The 19,071-nt window shown below is 68.6% G+C and carries 14 protein-coding genes and 1 pseudogene; 8 read left to right on the top strand and 7 right to left on the bottom strand.

The features are described 5' to 3' along the window. The first annotated feature begins 61 nt into the window (after positions 1-61). From H289_RS0127515 to H289_RS0127500, 4 genes are read left to right on the top strand one after another with little or no spacing between them, the layout of a single operon-like run. Entirely contained in the window at positions 62-1,036 is a 975-nt protein-coding gene (locus tag H289_RS0127515) for an ABC transporter permease (protein WP_020104082.1), read from the top strand. Next, positions 1,033-1,944 (top strand): ABC transporter permease, encoded by a 912-nt coding sequence (locus tag H289_RS0127510; protein ID WP_020104081.1) that lies wholly within the window; start codon positions 1,033-1,035, stop codon positions 1,942-1,944. The genes H289_RS0127515 and H289_RS0127510 overlap by 4 nt, the downstream gene beginning before the upstream one ends. Further along, entirely contained in the window at positions 1,941-3,776 is a 1,836-nt protein-coding gene (locus tag H289_RS0127505; protein ID WP_020104080.1) for a dipeptide ABC transporter ATP-binding protein, read from the top strand. Before H289_RS0127510 ends, H289_RS0127505 begins: the two co-directional genes overlap by 4 nt. Continuing rightward, entirely contained in the window at positions 3,776-5,452 is a 1,677-nt protein-coding gene (locus H289_RS0127500) for an ABC transporter family substrate-binding protein (RefSeq protein ID WP_029105830.1), read from the top strand. Before H289_RS0127505 ends, H289_RS0127500 begins: the two co-directional genes overlap by 1 nt. 1 nt (position 5,453) lies before the next feature. Here H289_RS0127500 and H289_RS0127495 read toward each other — a convergent pair whose 3' ends face one another. Continuing rightward, on the bottom strand, positions 5,454-6,710 hold the full coding sequence (locus H289_RS0127495) for an alpha/beta hydrolase (protein ID WP_020104078.1): 1,257 nt from the start codon (positions 6,708-6,710) through the stop codon (positions 5,454-5,456). A gap of 78 nt (positions 6,711-6,788) precedes the next feature. Between H289_RS0127495 and H289_RS0127490 the strand changes: the two genes are divergently transcribed. Continuing rightward, entirely contained in the window at positions 6,789-7,991 is a 1,203-nt protein-coding gene (locus H289_RS0127490; protein WP_020104077.1) for an acyl-CoA dehydrogenase family protein, read from the top strand. A gap of 2 nt (positions 7,992-7,993) precedes the next feature. On the opposite strand, the gene H289_RS0127485 is transcribed toward H289_RS0127490, so the two are convergent. Genes H289_RS0127485 through H289_RS0127475 form a run of 3 tightly spaced genes read right to left on the bottom strand, consistent with a single transcriptional unit; the run spans position 7,994 to position 13,297 of the window. Then, entirely contained in the window at positions 7,994-9,499 is a 1,506-nt protein-coding gene (locus H289_RS0127485) for a GMC family oxidoreductase (RefSeq protein ID WP_020104076.1), read from the bottom strand. A gap of 37 nt (positions 9,500-9,536) precedes the next feature. Continuing rightward, the gene (locus H289_RS0127480; protein ID WP_020104075.1) at positions 9,537-12,161 is read right to left on the bottom strand and encodes an AAA family ATPase; all 2,625 of its coding nucleotides are present in this window, start codon (positions 12,159-12,161) and stop codon (positions 9,537-9,539) included. Continuing rightward, positions 12,158-13,297 carry a metallophosphoesterase family protein gene (locus H289_RS0127475; protein WP_020104074.1) on the bottom strand — a complete coding sequence of 380 codons (1,140 nt, stop codon included), beginning with the start codon at positions 13,295-13,297 and terminating at the stop codon, positions 12,158-12,160. The genes H289_RS0127480 and H289_RS0127475 overlap by 4 nt, the downstream gene beginning before the upstream one ends. Positions 13,298-13,349: 52 nt before the next feature. Here H289_RS0127475 and H289_RS0127470 point away from each other — a divergent pair, with 52 nt between their 5' ends. Continuing rightward, a complete protein-coding gene (locus H289_RS0127470; protein WP_020104073.1) occupies positions 13,350-13,853 on the top strand; it encodes a SixA phosphatase family protein in 504 nt (167 codons plus the stop codon). On the opposite strand, the gene H289_RS0127465 is transcribed toward H289_RS0127470, so the two are convergent. Beyond that, positions 13,850-14,389: a DUF3558 domain-containing protein gene (locus H289_RS0127465; RefSeq protein WP_020104072.1), complete on the bottom strand. Its 540-nt coding sequence runs from the start codon at positions 14,387-14,389 to the stop codon at positions 13,850-13,852. The genes H289_RS0127470 and H289_RS0127465 overlap by 4 nt on opposite strands. Beyond that, positions 14,386-14,898: a DUF3558 domain-containing protein gene (locus tag H289_RS0127460; RefSeq protein WP_036421708.1), complete on the bottom strand. Its 513-nt coding sequence runs from the start codon at positions 14,896-14,898 to the stop codon at positions 14,386-14,388. Before H289_RS0127460 ends, H289_RS0127465 begins: the two co-directional genes overlap by 4 nt. Positions 14,899-15,045: 147 nt before the next feature. On the opposite strand from H289_RS0127460, the gene H289_RS0127455 reads away from it, so the two are divergent. Both H289_RS0127455 and H289_RS0127450 read left to right on the top strand, forming a co-directional pair. After that, positions 15,046-16,779 (top strand): ABC transporter ATP-binding protein, encoded by a 1,734-nt coding sequence (locus H289_RS0127455; RefSeq protein ID WP_036421705.1) that lies wholly within the window; start codon positions 15,046-15,048, stop codon positions 16,777-16,779. Positions 16,780-16,799: 20 nt separating this feature from the next. Continuing rightward, positions 16,800-18,755, top strand: coding sequence for an ABC transporter ATP-binding protein (locus H289_RS0127450; RefSeq protein WP_029105828.1), 1,956 nt, complete (start codon positions 16,800-16,802; stop codon positions 18,753-18,755). Positions 18,756-18,921: 166 nt separating this feature from the next. Here H289_RS0127450 and H289_RS33220 read toward each other — a convergent pair. Next, positions 18,922-19,071 (bottom strand): annotated as a pseudogene (locus H289_RS33220) (HNH endonuclease); the annotation flags it as partial.

Genomic DNA, 19,071 nt, shown 5'->3' with positions numbered 1-19,071 from the left:
TCCCGCGCTAGTGCGCCGGGATCTCTTAACCTGTCCAGATGCGGTTTCCAGCGAGCAACCCATGACGCGGTTCCTGATCCGCCGATTGTTCAACTACGCGATCCTGTTGACGCTGGCGACGTTCCTGACGTTCGCGCTGACGTCGGTGACCTTCCATCCGCTGGACAACCTGTTACAGCGCAACCCGCGGCCGCCGCAATCCGTCATCGACGCCAAGGCCCACGACCTGGGTCTCGACAAGCCACTGCTGCCGCGTTACGCCAACTGGGTGTCCGGCGCGGTGCACGGCGACTTCGGGAAAACCGTTACCGGGCAACCGGTTTCAGCAGAACTGGGACGACGGGTGTGGATCAGCCTGCGGCTGGTGGCCATCGGGTCGATCCTGGGTTCCATCATCGGCGTGATCATCGGGGCGTGGGGGGCCATCCGGCAGTATCGATTCTCCGACCGCACCATCACCGTGCTGGCGCTGCTGATTCTCAGCGCCCCGACATTCGTCATCGCGAACCTGCTGATCCTCGGCGCGCTCGGCGTCAACGAGGTGCTGGGCTTCCAGCTGTTCCAGTACACGGGTGAGACCTCGCCCTACGCGGCGGGCGGCTGGCACGGGTTCGTCGACCGGCTGCAGCACCTGGTGTTGCCGACCGCCACGTTGGCCCTCGGCGCCATCGCCGGATACAGCCGTTACCAGCGCAACGCGATGCTCGACGTGCTCGGCCAGGACTTCATCCGGACCGCCCGCGCCAAGGGCCTGACCCGGCGCCGGGCGCTCTTCAAGCACGGGCTGCGCACCGCGCTGATCCCCATGGCGACGCTGTTCGCCTACGGCGTCGCGGGCCTGGTCACCGGTGCGGTGTTCGTCGAGAAGATCTTCGGCTGGCATGGCATGGGCGAATGGATGGTGCAGGGCATTCAAGGCCAGGACGCCAACATCGTCGCCGCGTTCACCTTGTTCTCCGGGACGACGATCCTGATCGGCGGCCTGCTGTCCGACGTCGTCTATGCCGCCCTCGACCCCCGGGTGCGGGTCTCATGAGCGTCCAGTTCGGGCTGCCGCGCGCCCGGTTCGCATCGCGGCGCACGTTGGTGGCGCGGCGCTTCGTCCGCAACCGCCCCGCCGTGGTGTCGCTCGTGCTGCTGGTGGCGCTCTTCGTCGGCTGCTACGCCCTGCCGCCGCTGCTCCCCTACGCGTACACCGACATGGATTTCGACGCCCTGCTGCAGCCTCCCGACGGCCGGCACCTGTTCGGCACCAATGCCCTCGGGCAGGACGTGCTCGCGCAGACGTTGCGCGGCATGCAGAAGTCGATGCTGATCGGCGTGTGCGTCGCCGTGATCTCGACGGTCATCGCCGCGACGGTCGGCTCGGTGGCAGGCTACTTCGGTGGCTGGCGCGACCGGGTGCTGATGTGGATCGTCGACCTGCTGCTCGTGATCCCCGGTTTCATCCTCATCGCGATCGTCACGCCCCGCATCCGGCACCAGAGCACGGTGCTGTGGCTGGTGATTCTGCTGGCGGCGTTCTCGTGGATGATCAGCTCCCGCATGGTGCGCGGCCTCACCATGAGCCTGCGCGAACGTGAGTTCGTCACGGCCGCACGGTATATGGGTGTCAGCCACGCCCGGATCATCGCCCGGCACATCGTGCCGAACGTGGCGTCGATCCTCATCATCGACACCACACTCAACGTCGGCGTCGCGATCCTGGCCGAAACCGGTTTGAGTTACCTGGGTTTCGGCGTGCAGCCGCCCGACGTGTCCCTGGGTACGTTGATCGCCGACGGCACGCCGTCGGTCACCACGTTCCCCTGGGTGTTCCTGTTCCCGGCCGGCGTTCTGGTACTGATCGTGCTGTGCGCCAACCTGATCGGCGACGGCTTGCGCGACGCGCTCGATCCCTCGGCACGGCCGCGTCGTCGGCGGTCGTCGGAGGTGAAGCGATGAGCGCGCCGCTGCTCGAGGTCCGCGACCTCACCGTCACCTTCCAGACGTCCGACGAGGACGTCTCGGCGGTGCGCGGCATGAACTTTCACATTGCCCCGGGCGAGGTACTGGCGTTGGTCGGTGAATCGGGCGCCGGTAAGTCCGCGACCGCGATGGCGGTGGTGGGTCTGCTGCCCGAGCACGCGCAGGTGACCGGTTCGGTGAAACTGCAGGGCACGCAGCTCGTGGGGCTCGATGACGACGCGATGTCCCAGGTGCGCGGCCGGGTGATCGGCACGGTGTTCCAGGACCCGATGTCGGCGCTCACCCCGGTGTACACCGTCGGCGACCAGATCGCCGAAGCCCTTCGCGTGCACGACCGTTCGATGGACCGGCGGGCCGCACGGACCCGGGCGGTCGAACTGCTCGAACTGGTCGGCATCAAGCAGCCGGCGGCCCGCGCTCGTGCGTTCCCGCATGAGTTGTCCGGCGGTGAGCGCCAGCGCGTCGTCATCGCCACCGCGATCTCCAACGACCCCGACCTCATCATCTGTGACGAACCCACCACGGCGCTCGACGTCACCGTGCAGGCGCAGATCCTCGATGTGCTGCGCACCGCACGCGACGTCACCGGCGCCGGGGTGCTGATGATCACGCACGACCTGGGTGTGGTCGCCGAATTCGCCGACCGCGCAATGGTGATGTACGCCGGCCGGGCTGTCGAGACCGCGCCGGTGGCGAACCTGTACCGCGACCGGGTGATGCCGTACACCGTCGGCCTGCTGGGGTCGGTGCCGCGGCTCGACGCGCCGCAGGGCTCGCGGTTGGTGCCGATCCCCGGCGCGCCACCGTCGATGGCGGCACTCCCGCCGGGTTGCCCCTTCGCGCCGCGCTGCCCGCTGGCCGACGACGACTGCCGGTCGGCCGAACCCGCGCTGCTGGACGTCGCGCCCGGGCACGCCGCTGCCTGCATCCACACCGACCAGGTGACTGGGCGCAGCGCAGCCGAAATCTACGGGGTGGCAACCGAACCCGAGGTCGTCGCGGATGACGGTGCCGACCGGCCGGTGGTGCTCGCGGTGAGCGACCTGGTCAAGACGTTCAAGCTCAGCGGCGGGATGCTGCGGCGCAAGGTCGGCGAGCTGCGTGCCGTCGACGGCGTCAGCCTGCAGCTGCGGCAGGGCCGCACCCTGGGCATCGTCGGTGAATCGGGCTCCGGCAAGACCACCACGCTGCACCAGATCCTGAATCTGACCGCGCCACAATCGGGTTCGATCACGGTGCTCGGCCACGACGTGGCCGGCCTGACCCGCGACACGCGCCGCGAGCTGCGCGGCGACCTGCAGGTGGTGTTCCAGGACCCGGTGGCGGCGCTGGATCCGCGACTGCCGGTGTTCGACGTGCTGTCCGAACCCTTGCGAGTCGGCGGTTTCGACAAGAACCGGATCGACGACCGCGTCACCGAACTGCTCGGCATCGTCGGGCTGCGACACGAGGACGCGGCCCGCTACCCCGCCGAGTTCTCCGGTGGTCAGAAGCAGCGCATCGGCATCGCCCGGGCCCTGGCGCGTCAGCCCAAGATTCTGGCGCTCGACGAACCGGTGTCGGCGCTGGACGTCTCGATCCAGGCCGGCATCATCAACCTGCTACTGGATCTGCAGCAGCGCTTCGACCTGTCGTATCTGTTTGTCTCGCATGACCTTTCGGTTGTCCGCCATCTCGCCCACACGGTGGCCGTGATGTACAAGGGCGCCGTCGTCGAACAGGGCGATGCCGCACAGGTTTTCAGCGCCCCGCAGGACCCGTACACCCAGCGGCTGCTCGATGCCGTGCCGCAGCCGGGAGGTGAATGATGGCGTCCCGTCGCAGTCAACTGGTGGTGGCTCTCGTGGCCTTGATCGCCCTGGTGGCCGGCTGCTCGAGCGAGTACCGCGGGTCCAGCGCCGGCGCGCCGAAACTCGGTGCGGCCAACGACCTCAACCCGCGCGACCCGGCGACCCTGAGGGACGGCGGCAATCTGCGCCTGGCGCTCACCGCGTTCCCGGACAACTTCAACACGCTGAACATCGACGGCAACACCGTCGACACCGCCGCGATCCTCCGGCCCACCCTGCCGCGGGCGTTCATCGTCGGACCCGACGGTTCGACCACCGTCAACCACGACTACTTCACGGACATCCGGCTCACCAGCACCAATCCGCAGGTGGTCACCTACACCATCAACCCCAAGGCGGTCTGGAGCGACGGCGCCCCGATCACCTGGGAGGACATCGCCGCCGAGGTCACCGCGACGACCGGCAAGGACCCCCGGTTCCAGATCGCGAGCCCCAACGGCAGCGAGCGGGTGGCCTCGGTGACCCGCGGCGTCGACGACCGGCAGGCCGTCATGACGTTCACCCGGCCCTACGCCGAGTGGCGCGGCATGTTCGCGGGCAACGGCATGTTGCTGCCCAAGGTCTCGACGACCGATCCCGAGGTGTTCAACAAGGGACAGCTGAACAAGCCCGGGCCGTCGGCCGGTCCGTTCGTCGTCTCGAACGTCGACCGCGGCGCGCAGCGAATCACGTTGACCCGCAATCCGAAATGGTGGGGCGCCCGGCCGCTGCTGGACAGCATCACGTTCCTCGTGCTCGACGACGCCGCGCGTATCCCGGCGTTGCAGAACAACGCCATCGATGCCACCGGGCTGGGGTCGATCGACGACATGGTGCGCGCCCGGCGCACAAAGGGGGTCGACATCCGCACCGCGCCGGGACCCACCTGGTCGCACCTGACCTTCAACGGCGCGCCCGGTTCGATCCTCGCCGATCCGGCAGTGCGGCATGCGGTCGCCATGGGCATCGACCGAAAAACCATCGTGACGGTCCTGCAGCACGGCCTGGTGGACAACCCGGTGCCACTCAACAACCACATCTACGTCGCGGGGCAGGCGGGCTACCAGAACAACAGCGGCGGGACACCTTTCGACCCGGAGGCGGCACGTCGCGAACTCGACGCGCTGGGCTGGAAGCTGCCCGCGGGCCGCTCGGTGCGGGAGAAGGACGGCAAGCCGTTGAAGGTGCGGATCGTCTTCTACGACGCCCCGAGCGGCCGGCAGATCGGGCAGCTGACGCAGAAAACCCTCGCCGATATCGGCGTCAAGCTGGAACTCGTGGTGTCCTCGGGCGCAGACTTCTTCAGCCAGTACATCATTCCCAGTAACTTCGACATCGCCGCCTTCGCCTGGCAGGGCGACGCCTTCCCGTTGAGTGGTCTGACCCAGATCTACGCCTCGGGCGGCGAGAGCAACTTCGGCAAGGTCGGCACGCCCGAGATCGACGCCAAGATCGAGCAGACGCTCGACGAACTCGATCCCGTCAAGGCACAGGCCCTGGCCAATCAGCTGGACCGCATGCTGTGGGCCGAAACATTCAGCCTGCCGCTCGCGCAATCACCCGGAAACGCTGCGGTCCGAAGCACTTTGGCGAACTACGGCCCAGCGGGCCTGGGCGACCTCAACTACATGACGATCGGCTTCATCAAGTCCTGAACTACCAGGTCCTGAGCTGCCTGATGGCCCGCGGCAGCCCGGCCGGCACCAGCGACTCGGCGGCCGCGGCCGTCGCGATGCCCTTGACCATCAGGCGCACCGTGAAGTCCGGCGGCGCAGTGTCCAATTCGGTTGCCCGGTCCGGCAATTCCGCGTATTCGCCGGCGCACACCGCGGTGGCGATGGCCAGTGCCGCACCTTCGCGCATGTCGAGCACACTGTGGCCCGCGCTGGGCAGTTCCAGCAGTACGGCGCCGGGAATCAGCCCGGCGACCCGCTGGGCGACGGCCGGCGGGGTGATCAAATCCCGCCCGCCGGAGATCACCACGGTCGGCCAGTCGAATCCCGGCATCGCGGCCACGAGGTCGAACGGTTCCGCGACGAAATCCGGGTCACCGGTGGCGGATTCGCGGTACGCCAGCGCCGGGTCGATCGGCAGGCCGTCGGGTTCGGGAGCGTAGTTGAGCTCCTGGTAGCCGATGTGCTCGACCAGGTCGGGTTCATGGCGGTACGGCGTCTTGCTCTCGAACAACAGCTTGGTGCTGTGCCCGATGGCGTGCCACAGCAGTCCGCGTCCGGTGAGCAGCAACTCGAGCTGCTGCTCCAGCACCTCCGGACCGACCAGGCCGTACAGTCCCGTCGCCAGCTGCACCACCCAGGGCGTCAGCTGCCCGTCCGCGGCCAGACCCCGCACCCGGCTGGCCAGCCCCTCCGTCGACGGCGCGGTGCCGTCCCACAGCACGGCCCGGGTGGCCTCGCGCACCGCGTCGATGTCGTCGGCGCACAGCAGCGGCGAGTCCAGCACCATCGCGTGCACCCGGCCGGGATGGAGCACGCCGACACCTGCCGCCAGGTAGCTGCCGTACGACGTGCCGTAGATCACCGCCGACTCGACGTCGGCGTCGTCCAGAACCGCCGCGATGTCGTCGACCGCGGCCTCGATGGTCAGCGCCTCCGTGGGCAGGTCGGCGCCGGCGTCGTCGTGCCGGGACATGCCGACGCCGCGGTGCTCGACCATGATGACGTCCAGGCCGGCGGCCGTCGCATGACGCCGCAGATTGCGGTAATGCCCGATGGACGCCGCACCCGGCCCGCCCGGAATGATGACCAGCGGATGGTCGCCCGGCGGACCGGTCCGCACATAGAACAGATCGAATTCCTCAGCGCCACTTGACCGAACCGGTCGCCGCACCGACCGCACCCCCGGCAGCGCCGCGAGCTTGTCGTGCGCCTTGCGGCGCTTGGCGTTCATGGTCATCGCCACTCATTGTGCCGCCTTAGGTTCGGCGCGAGCGTAAGCAGTGCCTGTGACTGTGCTGGTACGTAGAACTGGGTCATGACGATCCTCGACCTCCCCGACACAACCACGTGGAACGACCTGCTGGCCGATATCGCCGCAGGCGCCAAAGACCGCGATCTGGAAGACGTGAATCCGTTCGACCAGGTGGCCGCGCTCAAGCGGGCCGGATTCGGCACCCTGCGCCTACCTACCGAGCTGGGCGGCGCCGGACTCACGGTGCCGCAACTGTTTTCCGCCGTCATCGACGTCGCCCGCGCCGATCCGGTGGTGGCGCACATCTTCCGCACGCATTTCTGGTTCGTCGAAGAGCGGCTGCGCACCCTGGACCAGCCCGGATCCCGGGCCTGGCTCGAAAAGGTCGTCGACGGCAAGGTGTTCGGCAATGCGTTCAGCGAGAAGGGCTCCCACGCGGTGGGCAGCCTCGTGTTCAACACCCGCTTGACGCCGGGCCACGACGGCAGTTTCACCTTGACCGGCGAGAAGTTCTACAGCACCGGAACCCTGTTCTCGGACTACCTGACCGTGACGGCGACCACCGATCATGATTCGGTGGCGATCGTCATCATCCCCGCCGATCGCGCGGGCGTGGAGATCATCGACGACTGGGACGGTTTCGGCCAGCGCCGTACCGGCACCGGCACGACGCGCTTCCGCGACGTGACGGTGCTGCCCGACGAGGTGCTCTCGGACACGCCGTACGACGCCGAGCCCGTGCCGTCGGTGCAGTACACCCTGCTGCAGCTGTACATCCACGCCGTGGTGGCCGGCATTCTGGAGAACATCGTGGACGACGGGATTGCGCTCCTGCGGTCCCGCGAGCGCAGCTTCAGCCATGCCTCCGCGGCGTCACCGACCGATGACCCGCTGCTGCAGCGCCAACTCGGCGAATTGGCCAGCTCTGCCTACATCGCCCGGGCCGCGGTACTGGATGCGGCGGCGGCGATCGGGGCGGCCATCGATTCGACCGGTCCGGACGGTGTGCCCGACGCGGCGCTGGTCGCGGAGGCCCAGTTGCAGGCGGCCAAGGTGAAGGTGCACCTGGACGACATCGCGCCGCGCGCCGCCACCAAGCTCCTCGAGCTCGGCGGTGCCAGCGCGGCCAGCCGGCAACGCAACCTCGACCGGCACTGGCGCAATATCCGCACCATCACGCTGCACAATCCCGTCGGCTACAAGGCCCGGGTGGTCGGACAGAACCTGTTGCACGGCACGGCGATTCCCGCCAACGCGTACTTCTGACCTCAGGCGGTGATGAGGTCGGCGGCCTTCTCACCGATCAGCACGCTCGGGGCGTGAGTGTGGCCCCGGATGATGGTCGGCATCACCGAAGCGTCGGCGACCCGCAGCCCCGCGACACCACGGACGCGGAGCTGCGGGTCGACCACGCTGGCCTCATCAGTGCCCATCCGGCACGTGGTGGTCGGGTGATACAGCGTGTGCGACGTGGTGGCCAGTGCCAGCTCCAGCGTGCGGTCGTCGAGATCGTGCGCGCCCACCGGGCGAGCGATGTCGCCGAGCAGTCCCTTCAGCGCCGGGGCCTGGGTCATGTCCGCCAGCATCCGCAAGCCCGCCAGTAGTGCCTTGCGGTCGGCGCCCTCGGGGTCGGACAGATAGCGCGGGTCGATGATCGGCTTGGTCAACGGGTCGGCCGAGGCCAGCCGGATGGTGCCGGTGCTCTTGGGCTTCACCAGGATCGGCCCCATCGCCACCGCGTCGCGCGGGTAGGCCTCGCCGATGCCCTCGTCGAAGAAGGGTGCCGGCGCGAAGATCAGCTCGATGTCGGGCTGCGCGAGATCGGGATCACTGCGGACAAAGCCATATGCTTCACCGACATTCGAGGTGAGCATGCCGCGGCGGCGGGTCAGGTAGTTGATCAGCTGCACCGGCTTCTCCGCGCTGATCAGGGTCTCGCAGTTGGCGTCGAACCCGAGCAGCACCACCAGGTGATCCAGCAGATTCGAGCCGACGCCCGGCGCATCGTGGACGACGTCGATGCCGTGCTCGGCCAGATGCTCGCGCGGACCGATGCCGGACAGCATCAGCAGCTGCGGGCTGTTGATCGCGCCGCCGCACAGGATCACCTCACGGCGCGCGCGGACGACCTGACGACGACCGTCCGCTTCGTACTCGACGCCGACCGCCCGCCCGTCCTCGATCAGCACGCGGGTTGCCGTGGCGCCGGTGCGCAGATGCAGATTGGACCGCTTCAGAGCCGGACGCAGGTAGGCGTCGGCGGTGCTCCAGCGCGCGCCACGGCGCTGACACACCCGGGTCTCGACGAACCCCTCATGACCGGACTGCTCGGCGGCCTCCAGCCACGCGGCGGTGACGCCGCGCGGGCTGCGCTGCGGGCTGAGCACCAGCGGCCCGGCCTCGATCCGGTCGAAGTACTTCTTCACGGCCGCGTACGACCACTCTTCGCCGGCGAGCTCACCCCACTCGTCGTAATCCGCGGGCAGGCCGCGGACCCACATCATGGCGTTCATCGACGACGAACCGCCGAGGGTCTTGCCGCGCGGCCAGTAGATGCGGCGGTCGGCGAGCTCCGGCTGCGGTTCGGTCGAGTAATCCCAATCGAACTCGCCGCGGAACAGCTTCGCGAAAGCCGCCGGGATATGGATGAACTGGTTCTTGTCGACGGCTCCGGCTTCCAGCACCACCACCTGCGCGGTGCCGTCGGCGCTCAGTCGATCAGCCAGCACCGCACCGGCCGAGCCCGTACCCACGACGACGAAGTCAGCGATCACCGCCGCAGTCTGTCACGAAACGCGGTCTACCAGGGGCCTAAGCGGTGAGCTCGATGCGCGTCGCGTCGCCGACGCTGGCATAACGCTCGGGGCTGCAGGTCAGCACGATCACCTGGCCGTCGCCGCCGACCGCGTCGAACACCTCACCCATCCGGGTCAGGCGGCCCGCATCGGTGAACCCCAGTGCGTCGTCGATGATCACCGGGACGGTGTCCTCCTTGGCCACCAACGCCGCTCCGGCCAGTCGGGCGACGATCCCCAGCTGTTCCTTGGCCCCGCCGGACAGGCTCTCGTACGGCACGGTGGTGCCCGCGACGGTGCGACTGCAAATCCGCAGATCGCTGTCGACCTCGACGGCGAAGCTGTCGCCGAACACGATGCGTCCCAGCCGTTCCACCTCGGTGCGGAACGGCGCCACGTACCGCTGCCGGGCCTGCTCGCGGTGCCGGCCCATCACCGTGCGCAGCAGTTCGGCGGCCCGGGCCCGACGGCCCACCGCGGCATGCTCGGACTCCGCGTGCCGCAGCGCGATCTCGGCAGCATCGAGCTGGCTCTGGCGGCCCTGCGTCCCGTACACCTTCAATTGCGCTGCCACATCACGCAATTGGTCGTCGAGTTCGCGGCGCCGGGTAGCGAGCCGGACCGAATCCGCGGTGGCCGCCGCCAGTTCCGCGTCGACGGCCTCGGGCGCGGCGGCAGCCAGTGCGGCGGCGAGTTCCTGTTCGCGCGCGGTGGCTGCGGCCGCCTGCTCTCCCAGCGCCGCGACGCGCTGGCTCAACGCCGCGTCGTCCTCCAGCTCGCGCTGCCGGGCCAACCGCTCGGTGGCCTCGGTGAGCGCGGTCGTCGCCGCCGTCACCTTCTCGCGGGCGACCGTCGCCGCGGTCAGCGCGGCCGCCACCGCGGCGGCCGCGGCAGTGGCCGTGTCGCGGCATTGCTCGTAATCGGCTGCCGCCCGGCGCTGTTCGGCGTCGGCAGCTTCCAGCTCGGCCCGGGCGGCCCCGACGTCGATGGCGTCGGTGTCGCCGAGTTGCTCCCGCAGCCCCGCCAGCCGAGCTGCGAGCTCCTCGACCGTGTCGGCGCCCAGCAGGGTCTGCCGGGTGACGGTCAGCCGGTCACGCTCGGCTTCGAGTTCGCGCCGCCGGGCGTCCAGGGCCCGCGCGGCCTCGACGTCGGCGACGCCGTGCGGCTGCAGCGCCGCCGCCAGCGCATTGCGCGCCGCATCGAGAACCGCGCTGGTGTCCGCGGCCGGGGTGCCGGGCAGCACCCGCACCGTCAGCAGCCCGGGGAGCTCGACGTCGGTGCGACTGCCCGCGCTCGTGGTCCACTCCGCGCCGGCGGACAGCGTCACGTCCTGGTCGCCGACCCGCAGCTCGACGTCGCCGTGCGCCACCAATTCGATTCGTGCCGAGGCGAGTTCAGCGGCCGCGGCTGCCCGGTCCACCGCTGCGGCAGCCGTTTCGATGGCGCGCATGCCCGCCGCGGTCAGGGTGATCTTGCCCAGCTGATCCGCAACCGCAGCCAGTTCGTCGGCGGCGGCCTGCACCCGCTCCAGCAGGCCTGCCAACCGAACGGCCTCAGCGCGCTGCGAGAGTTGGTCCACCACCCGGCGCGCCGCATCCAAGCGGGCGCGGCCGGTTTCCACCACGGACCGTGCCACGGCCACGGCGGTATCGGCGGCCTGCTGCAGCTGCGCCGCGGCCACCTGCTGCTGCGCGGCGTGCTCGGAGGCCGCTGTCAGTTCACCGATGCTGCCCGTCCGCTGCTCGACGTCGGCCTGCAGCCGCTGCCGCTCGTCGAGTGCGCTGCGTGCTGCCGTCGAGGTCGCCACCGCCGCCTGCGCCTGCACGCGCGCCTGGGCAAGGTCGTCGCGGACTCGCGCCACCGCGGTGGCCGCTTCCCGAGCCGCCGCCAGCCGTACCTCCGCGGCCGCCAATTGCTCAGTGGCCGTGGCCAATTCCATCGTCAGCTCGCCGTGCCGGCGCACCGCCTCGTCGACCTCCGCCACCGCGGCGGTGCGCGCCGCGACCTCGGCCTGCGCGGCCTTCAGGCCCTTGATGGCCTCGGCCCACACACCGGTGGGGCGGCCGGTCTGCGTGAAGTACTTCAAGAACTCGGCGTCGATCCGGTCGACCAGCAGCGGCTCATTGCCCGACAGCGCGCCCTCGAGCGCACCGGCCTGGCCGGCCGCGACGTCGAGTGCCCGCGCCAGCGCATCGCATCCGGCGAGATCGACCGGCACCATGGCGGCAGACTGCAGAATGCGTTGGGCCCGCCAGAGTTCGGTGTCGACCGTCTCCTCGAGCATCGCGCGCACCCGGTCGTGCGCTTCGTCGCCGGTGAGCTGCTCGCGGCGCGGCGCGAGGATGGTCAGCCGGGTCTCGGCCTTCTTGTGGAACCGCTTGTAGTACTCGAACCGGTAAGGGCCGGTGGAGATTTCGGCCGTCACCTCAGCACCCACGTCAGCATGAGTCGGCTTGACCTGCTTGACCTCTTTCTTGGTCGAGCGGTCCTTGGACTCCAGCAGCAGATCGAGCGCCTCGATCATGGAGGACTTGCCGATCTCGTTGGCGCCGGCGACCACCACCACACCGCGCTCGGGAAATTCGATCTCGCGGTGGGCGATGCCGCGGTAATTGGTCAGGACCAGCCGGTGCAACTTCATGCCGCGCTCCCCCGATCGACCAGGCGCAGCAGCAGCGCGAGCGCCGCACGGGCGTCGTCGCCGTCGTCGCCCGAAGCGCTTGCGGTGCCGACCAATTCCTCGACCGCCGCCGCGGCGAACCCGCCGATGCCGAGGTCCGAGAACTCACCGTCGGCCGGGACCACGACTAGGTCGGTGTGGCGTTCCCAGGTCGTCAGCGCGGCGAACAGGCGCGCGTAGCGATCCAGGCAGGCGTCGAGGGTGGCCTTGTCGGAGATGGTCAGCGAGCCGGTCAGCGCCAGCCGGACGACGGTGCGTTCCTTGTCCGGCAGGCCGTCGAGGTTCAGGTCCAGGTCGGCGATATCGCGGTCCGTGTCGACGATCCGGCGCAGCGTGACGAACCGCCACTGCCCCACCCGGCGGGACTCGACCGTGACCGACTGATCCGCATCGTCGACGTCGACCACCAGGACGTGGCCCGAATCCGCCTCGATGTCATCGTAATTCGTGACTTCGGGCGCGCCGGAATACCACACCCGGCCGGTGCTGCCGACCTCGGTGCGAGAGTGCTTGTCCCCCAACGCCACATAGTGGACCGCGCCCCGCCGTACCGCGTCCTCGACAGCGGCCAGCCGGATCAGCGCCGGCTTCGTGGGATCGGGATCGAGGACGTCTACCCCACCGTGGCCCACCACAATTCGGGTGACGCCATCGGGCGGCAACTCGGCCACCGCCTCGCCCGTCAGATCCGTGGTGGGCGCCTTGGAACGCCACGGCGCTCCGACGATCTGCACCCCGGGGCGCAGTTCGTGCACGCCGTCGAGCACCGTGACGTTCGGCGGGCATTCGGCCAGGAACAGCGAGCTGGTGTAGACCGACGACGGATCCAGCGGATCGTGGTTGCCCGGCAACAGGAACACCGGGATCTTGATGGCCCGCATGGCCTCCAGCGACAGGCTGACCTCGCGCGGGTCGAGCTGGTTGTGTTCGAAGACATCCCCGGCCACGACGACGAATTCGGCACCGACCTCGGTGCACAGTGCACCGAGACGCGCCACGGCGTCACGGCGCGCGGCTGAGTAGCGCGGCTGCGCCTCACCGCCCAGGAAATGCCGGGTCATACCGAGCTGCCAGTCGGCGGTGTGGACGAAACGCATGCGGCGAGTGTAAAACCGGGCACCGACAACTCTGGGGATCTACGGTGGGCGGGTGACGGGAACCCGAACATTGATCCTGCTGCGGCACGCGAAATCCGACTACCCCGACGGGGTCGCCGACCACGACCGGCCGCTCGCCAAGCGGGGCATCCGCGAAGCGGCACTCGCCGGCGACTGGATTCGGGAACATCTCCCTCCCGTCGACGCCGTTCTGTGCTCGACCGCCACCCGCACCCGGCAGACGCTCGAACGCACCGGCATCACCGCACCCGTGACCTACGTCCAGCGCCTCTACGACGCGACGGCAGGCATCGCCATCGAGGTCATCAACGGCGCGCCGGAGGCGGCGAACACGCTGCTGGTGATCGGCCACGAACCGGTCATGTCATCGCTCGCGCTGAGTTTGGCGTCGCTCGACACGAGCGACCCTGACGCCGCCGGCGAGATCGCGATGAAATACCCGACGTCGGCGATCGCGGTTCTGCACACCAAGCGGCACTGGTCGCAGCTGGAGCTGCGCAGCGCCACGTTGGATCAGTTCCACATCCCTCGTTAGGAGTTGGTGGCGAGCGTCAGCTCCATCAGCTTGGTGGCCATGCCGCAGGTGTCCGCGCCCGGGCCCTGCGGGTTGACCCACCAGCCCACGACACCGGCGGCGTCACTGGCCACACCGCACGAACCGTTGGGGTCGTTCGGGTGCATGATGATCGACTTCACGCCGGCGATCGCCTTGGTCTCGTACTTGTAGTTCAGGTGCTGGGCGACCTTGGTCTCCTCATCGAGGCTGCCCTGCTCATACCAAAACCGCGTGATGTCGATGAGGCCCGCCGACTGGTTCAGCGCCTGCCACCGGCACACGGCACCCACGAAGGTGCTCTGGATGTCCAGCGGGTCCGCGCCGACCGTCTTGGCCAGCACGTCGTTGGTCAGCACGTCGCACTCTTTGAGCAGGTTCGGGTAGGAATCCGCCGAGTGCTCGCTGCCGCCGCCGGCGCCTTCCTTCAGTGCGGTGCCCTCGACGGAGCGCGCGCAACCCACCAGCGCCAACGCCGACATCACGGCGACCGCTCCGGCCAGTTTCCGTCGTGTCATTTCGCGTTCGCAATCGATTGCCGGGACAGTTCCTTGGCGATGTCGCACGGATCGGGGAACGGCTTCTGCGAGAAGCTGATGGACCATTCGATGAAGTCGTCATCGAACTGGATGCCGACCTCACACAGGCTCTTGCCGATCATCGGGTCCTCGCCGAGTGCGACGAACCCGGAGTGGCCGTTGATGTTGATGTCGTTGACGTCGGCTCGCGTCCGTTCCTCGGTCTTGCGTTCGCGACCGATCGGGCTGCCCCGGTACCAGGTGAACGAGAAGTGCGGACCGAGGATGCCACCGTTGACCAGCCACTGGCAGCCGACGGAGTTCTTCGCGGTGTTGACGAGGCCGGGGACCTGGGTCAGCTGGCTGACGGTCTGATCGCTGACGCCGCCGCACACCGGGAACATCGGGCCGTGCTTGGCCGGGCCGGACGCCGCCGGGCCCGAGGGGCCGCCCGCCGGAGCGCTGCCACCGTTGCCGCCGTCCGAGCAGGCGGACATCGCCGGAATCATCGCCGCGGCAAGCACGGTCGCGGCGGCAGTCTTCACCTGTCTGCGGGTCACGCCATGCACTGTAGCGGCAGGTTCGGAGGTCAACCACCGACATGCCGACTGACCTGGTCTTTCTACAAGCATTCCCGGGTGTGCCACAGTAACCGCATGCTCTGGGCACTGCTGCGGCAGTACACGAGGCCGTATCGGCGGCAGCTGACGGTGGTGGCGACGCTGCAACTGATCAGCACGCTGGCCTCGCTGTATCTGCCGACGCTCAACGCCCGCATCATCGACCACGGCGTTGCTCGCGGCGACACCGCCGTGATCGGGCGGCTCGGCGCCGCCATGCTCGCCGTCAGCGCGCTGCAGGTGCTGTGCGCCGTCGGCGCGGTCTACTTCGGTTCCCGCGCCGGCATGGGGTTCGGCCGCGACCTGCGTTGGGCAGTGTTCCGCCAGGTGCTCGGCTGGTCCAACGCCGAAGCCGTCCGGTTCGGCGCGCCCACGCTGATGACCCGCACCACCAACGACGTCCAGCAGATCCAGGTGCTGGTGCAGATGACCTGCACCATGCTGATCACCGCACCGATCATGTGCATCGGCGGCATCGCGATGGCCGTGCACCAGAACGCCGGCCTGTCGTGGCTGCTGCTGGTCAGCGTGCCGGTGATGGCGGTGTGCAACTACCTCATCATCTCCCGGTTGCTGCCGCTGTTCCGCCGCATGCAGCGGTTGATCGACAACATCAATCGGGTGCTGCGCGAGCAGCTCACCGGCATTCGCGTGATTCGGGCCTTCTCGCGGGAGGACGCCGAACGTGCGCGGTTCGCCGATGCGAATCACGCCCTGACCGACACCACCCTCACTGTCGGCCGGTGGCAGGCCCTGATGCTGCCCGCGACCACGCTCGTGGTGAATCTGTCCAGCGTGGCGGTGATCTGGTTCGGCGGAATCCGGATCGATCACGGCCAGATGCAGGTCGGCTCGCTGATCGCGTTCCTGTCCTACTTCATGCAGATCCTGATGGCCGTGCTGATGGTGACCATCGTGCTCGTCATCCTGCCGCGGGCGTCGGTGTGCGCCGATCGGATCACCGACGTGCTCGCGACCGAGCCGTCGATCGTGGCGCCCGATTCGCCCGTGGTGCCGGAGGTGCGGCGCGGGGAGATACAGGTGGCGGCCGCCACCTTCGGGTACCCCGGGGCCGACGACCCTGTGCTGCACGGGGTTTCACTGACCGCCTCGCCCGGGACGGTGACGGCCATCGTGGGATCGACCGGCTCCGGCAAGTCGACGCTGATGGCACTGCTGTGCCGGATGTACGACGTCACCTCGGGCTCCGTGATGGTCGACGGCGTCGACGTGCGGGACTACGACCCTGAACAGCTGTGGTCGATGATCGGGGTGGTGCCGCAGCGCGGGCATGTGTTTTCCGGCACGGTTGCCGACAACCTGCGATTCGGCAAGGCTGACGCGACCGAAGACGAGATGTGGGCCGCGCTCGGTGTCGCGTCGGCCGATTTCGTGGCGGACCACCCCGAGGGGCTCGGCATGCCCGTCGCACAGGGCGGCACGAACTTCTCCGGTGGACAGCGCCAGCGCCTCGCCATCGCCCGCGCGGTGGTCCGACGGCCGGCGGTGTACCTGTTCGACGACGCCTTCTCGGCGCTGGACGTCCACACCGACGCCCGGGTGCGGGACGCGTTGTCCGCGGCGGCCGCCGATGCCACGGTGATCATTGTCGCCCAACGCCTTTCGACGGTCGCCGCCGCCGATCAGATCGTCGTGCTCGACAACGGCCGCGTGGTGGGCGTCGGCACGCATTCCGAGCTGATCGAGTCGTGCCCGGTGTACCGCGAATTCGCCGACTCGCAAGCGGTCGTGGCCGGAGGCCTGGCGTGACCCGGCCGCCGTCGGCCGCCATGCTGGCGTCGGGTCAGCGGTCCGAGAACTTCCGGGACACGGCGCTGCGGCTGGTGAAACAGCTGGCGCCGCAACGGCGCCGGGTGATCGTGGTGATGCTGTTGGGCATCGCCGGGATCGCCGTCGGCGTGATAGGGCCGCGCATCCTGGGCCATGCCACCGACCTGTTGTTCAACGGGGTTCTGGGCCGCGGGCTGCCGGCGGGCATCAGCCGTGAACAGGCGGTGGCAGCGGCGCGGGCGCGGGGCGACAACACCTTTGCCGACCTGCTCGCCGGGTCTGATGTCGTTCCGGGCCAGGGCGTCGACTTCACAGCGATCGGCCACGTGCTGACGCTCGCGCTGCTGCTGTATCTGGTTTCAGCCGTGATGGTGTGGGCCGAGGCCCGACTGCTCAACACCATCGTGCAGCGCACCATGTTCGCGCTGCGCTCCCACGTCGAAGACAAGATTCACCGGCTGCCGTTGTCCTACTTCGATTCCCGTCGCCGCGGGGAGATTCTCAGCCGCGTCACCAACGACATCGACAACGTCCAGACGTCGTTGACGATCACCGTCAGTCAACTGCTGACCTCGGCGCTGACAGTAGTGACGGTGCTGGCGGCAATGATCTGGATTTCGCCGCTGCTGGCGTTGATCACCGTGCTGACGGTGCCGCTCACCTTGCTGGCGACGCGCATCATCACCAAGCGGTCGCGGCAACAGTTCATGGCGCAGTGGCGCAATACCGGCCGGCTCAACGCCCACATCGAAGAGACCTACAGCGGCTTCACCGTCGTCAAGACCTTCGGGCACCGGGCACTGGCGGAGGAGAAGTTCCGCGAACTGAACGACGATGTGTACCAAGCAAGTTTCGGGGCGCAGTCGCTGTCTGGGCTGGTCTCCCCGATCACGACGTTCATCGGCAATATCAGCTACGTCGGCGTCGCGGTGGTCGGCGGTATCCAGGTGGCGACCGGGCAGATCAGCCTCGGCAGCATCCAGGCGTTCATCCAGTACGTGCGACAGTTCAACCAGCCACTGACCCAGATCGCGTCGATGTACAACACCATGCAGTCCGGGATGGCCAGCGCCGAGCGGGTTTTCGAGTTCCTGGACGCCGACGAAGAGTCCGGAGTCGTGGCTGGGCCGGTGCTTGGCCGTGGGGCAGCGGCACCCGATAGTGGCTTGGGCGTGCTGGACCGCGGCTCGGCTGCGGCCGGCAGTTTCTCGCCGGCGGCCGGCAGTTTCTCGGCTTCGCCGGACCTCGTGGAGTTCGAGCGGGTCAACTTCTCCTACGTACCCGGGACTCCTGTCATCGAAGACCTGTCGTTCGTCGCCGAACCGGGCACCACCGTGGCCATCGTCGGGCCGACCGGGGCCGGCAAGACCACACTGGTGAACCTGCTGATGCGGTTCTACGAGCCGGATTTCGGTCGAATCCTGCTGGGCGGCCACGACATCGCGACGATGAGCCGCGCCGAGCTGCGGTCGCGCATCGGCATGGTGCTGCAGGACACCTGGCTGATCGGCGGCACGATCTACGACAACATCGCCTACGGACGTCCCGACGCCACCGAGGCCGAGGTGATCGAGGCGGCCCGCACCGCGCGCGTCGACCATTTCGTGCACACGCTGCCGAACGGGTACCAGACGCGACTCAACGAGAACGGCGTCAACATCAGCGCCGGCGAAAAGCAGCTGATCACCATTGCGCGAGCGCTGGTCCGGCAACCCCAGCTGTTGATCCTCGACGAGGCCACCAGTTCGGTCGACAGCCGCACCGAGCTGCTGATCGCCCAGGCCACCGCGGAGCTGCGGCGCAATCGGACGAGTTTCATTATCGCGCACCGACTTTCCACTATCCGCGACGCCGATCTGATCCTCGTGGTCCAGGCCGGGCGCATCGTCGAGCGTGGGTCCCACGACGAGCTGCTGGAGCGGCGCGGGGCCTATTGGAAGATGACGCAGGCCTGAGGCTGGCGCCACGTACGTCCGCAACCGAGCTGGGCGTGCTGTCGGTGGCAGCTCGTCGGGCGCCGTCCGGGTGCGGGCCTGCTGCTTCGGCTCCGCTGCGGTTGAAGCAGCAGGCCCGCGTTGCATTGTCACTGTCGAGTTGTCAAGGTGCGCATTGCTTTAGGTGTTAGGCGGCGTTGTCGAGTCGCATGGTGCGGCGGTTGTGGGCGGGGATGGGTTTTCGGTGGGGGTCGACGGTGGCGGGTGGGATGAGCCAGGGGTGTTTGTCCAGTCCCATGACGACGTCCCACCCGTCGTGGTGGACGTTGGCGTGACA

The organism is Mycobacterium sp. 360MFTsu5.1, assembly GCF_000383495.1.
Classification (GTDB): Bacteria; Actinomycetota; Actinomycetes; order Mycobacteriales; family Mycobacteriaceae; genus Mycobacterium; species Mycobacterium mucogenicum_B.
The sequence above is the reverse complement of the archived record's forward strand: the minus strand, read 5'-3'. Positions and strand labels throughout refer to the sequence as shown.

Excerpts from the sequence above, each read along its gene's own strand:
- H289_RS0127515 (WP_020104082.1), top strand. The coding sequence starts at position 62 with ATGACGCGGTTCCTGATCCGCCGATTGTTCAACTACGCGATCCTGTTG.
- H289_RS0127510 (WP_020104081.1), top strand. The coding sequence starts at position 1,033 with ATGAGCGTCCAGTTCGGGCTGCCGCGCGCCCGGTTCGCATCGCGGCGC.
- H289_RS0127505 (WP_020104080.1), top strand. The coding sequence starts at position 1,941 with ATGAGCGCGCCGCTGCTCGAGGTCCGCGACCTCACCGTCACCTTCCAG.
- H289_RS0127500 (WP_029105830.1), top strand. The coding sequence starts at position 3,776 with ATGGCGTCCCGTCGCAGTCAACTGGTGGTGGCTCTCGTGGCCTTGATC.
- H289_RS0127495 (WP_020104078.1), bottom strand. The coding sequence starts at position 6,710 with ATGACCATGAACGCCAAGCGCCGCAAGGCGCACGACAAGCTCGCGGCG.
- H289_RS0127490 (WP_020104077.1), top strand. The coding sequence starts at position 6,789 with ATGACGATCCTCGACCTCCCCGACACAACCACGTGGAACGACCTGCTG.
- H289_RS0127480 (WP_020104075.1), bottom strand. The coding sequence starts at position 12,161 with ATGAAGTTGCACCGGCTGGTCCTGACCAATTACCGCGGCATCGCCCAC.
- H289_RS0127475 (WP_020104074.1), bottom strand. The coding sequence starts at position 13,297 with ATGCGTTTCGTCCACACCGCCGACTGGCAGCTCGGTATGACCCGGCAT.
- H289_RS0127465 (WP_020104072.1), bottom strand. The coding sequence starts at position 14,389 with ATGACACGACGGAAACTGGCCGGAGCGGTCGCCGTGATGTCGGCGTTG.
- H289_RS0127460 (WP_036421708.1), bottom strand. The coding sequence starts at position 14,898 with ATGATTCCGGCGATGTCCGCCTGCTCGGACGGCGGCAACGGTGGCAGC.
- H289_RS0127455 (WP_036421705.1), top strand. The coding sequence starts at position 15,046 with ATGCTCTGGGCACTGCTGCGGCAGTACACGAGGCCGTATCGGCGGCAG.
- H289_RS0127450 (WP_029105828.1), top strand. The coding sequence starts at position 16,800 with ATGCTGGCGTCGGGTCAGCGGTCCGAGAACTTCCGGGACACGGCGCTG.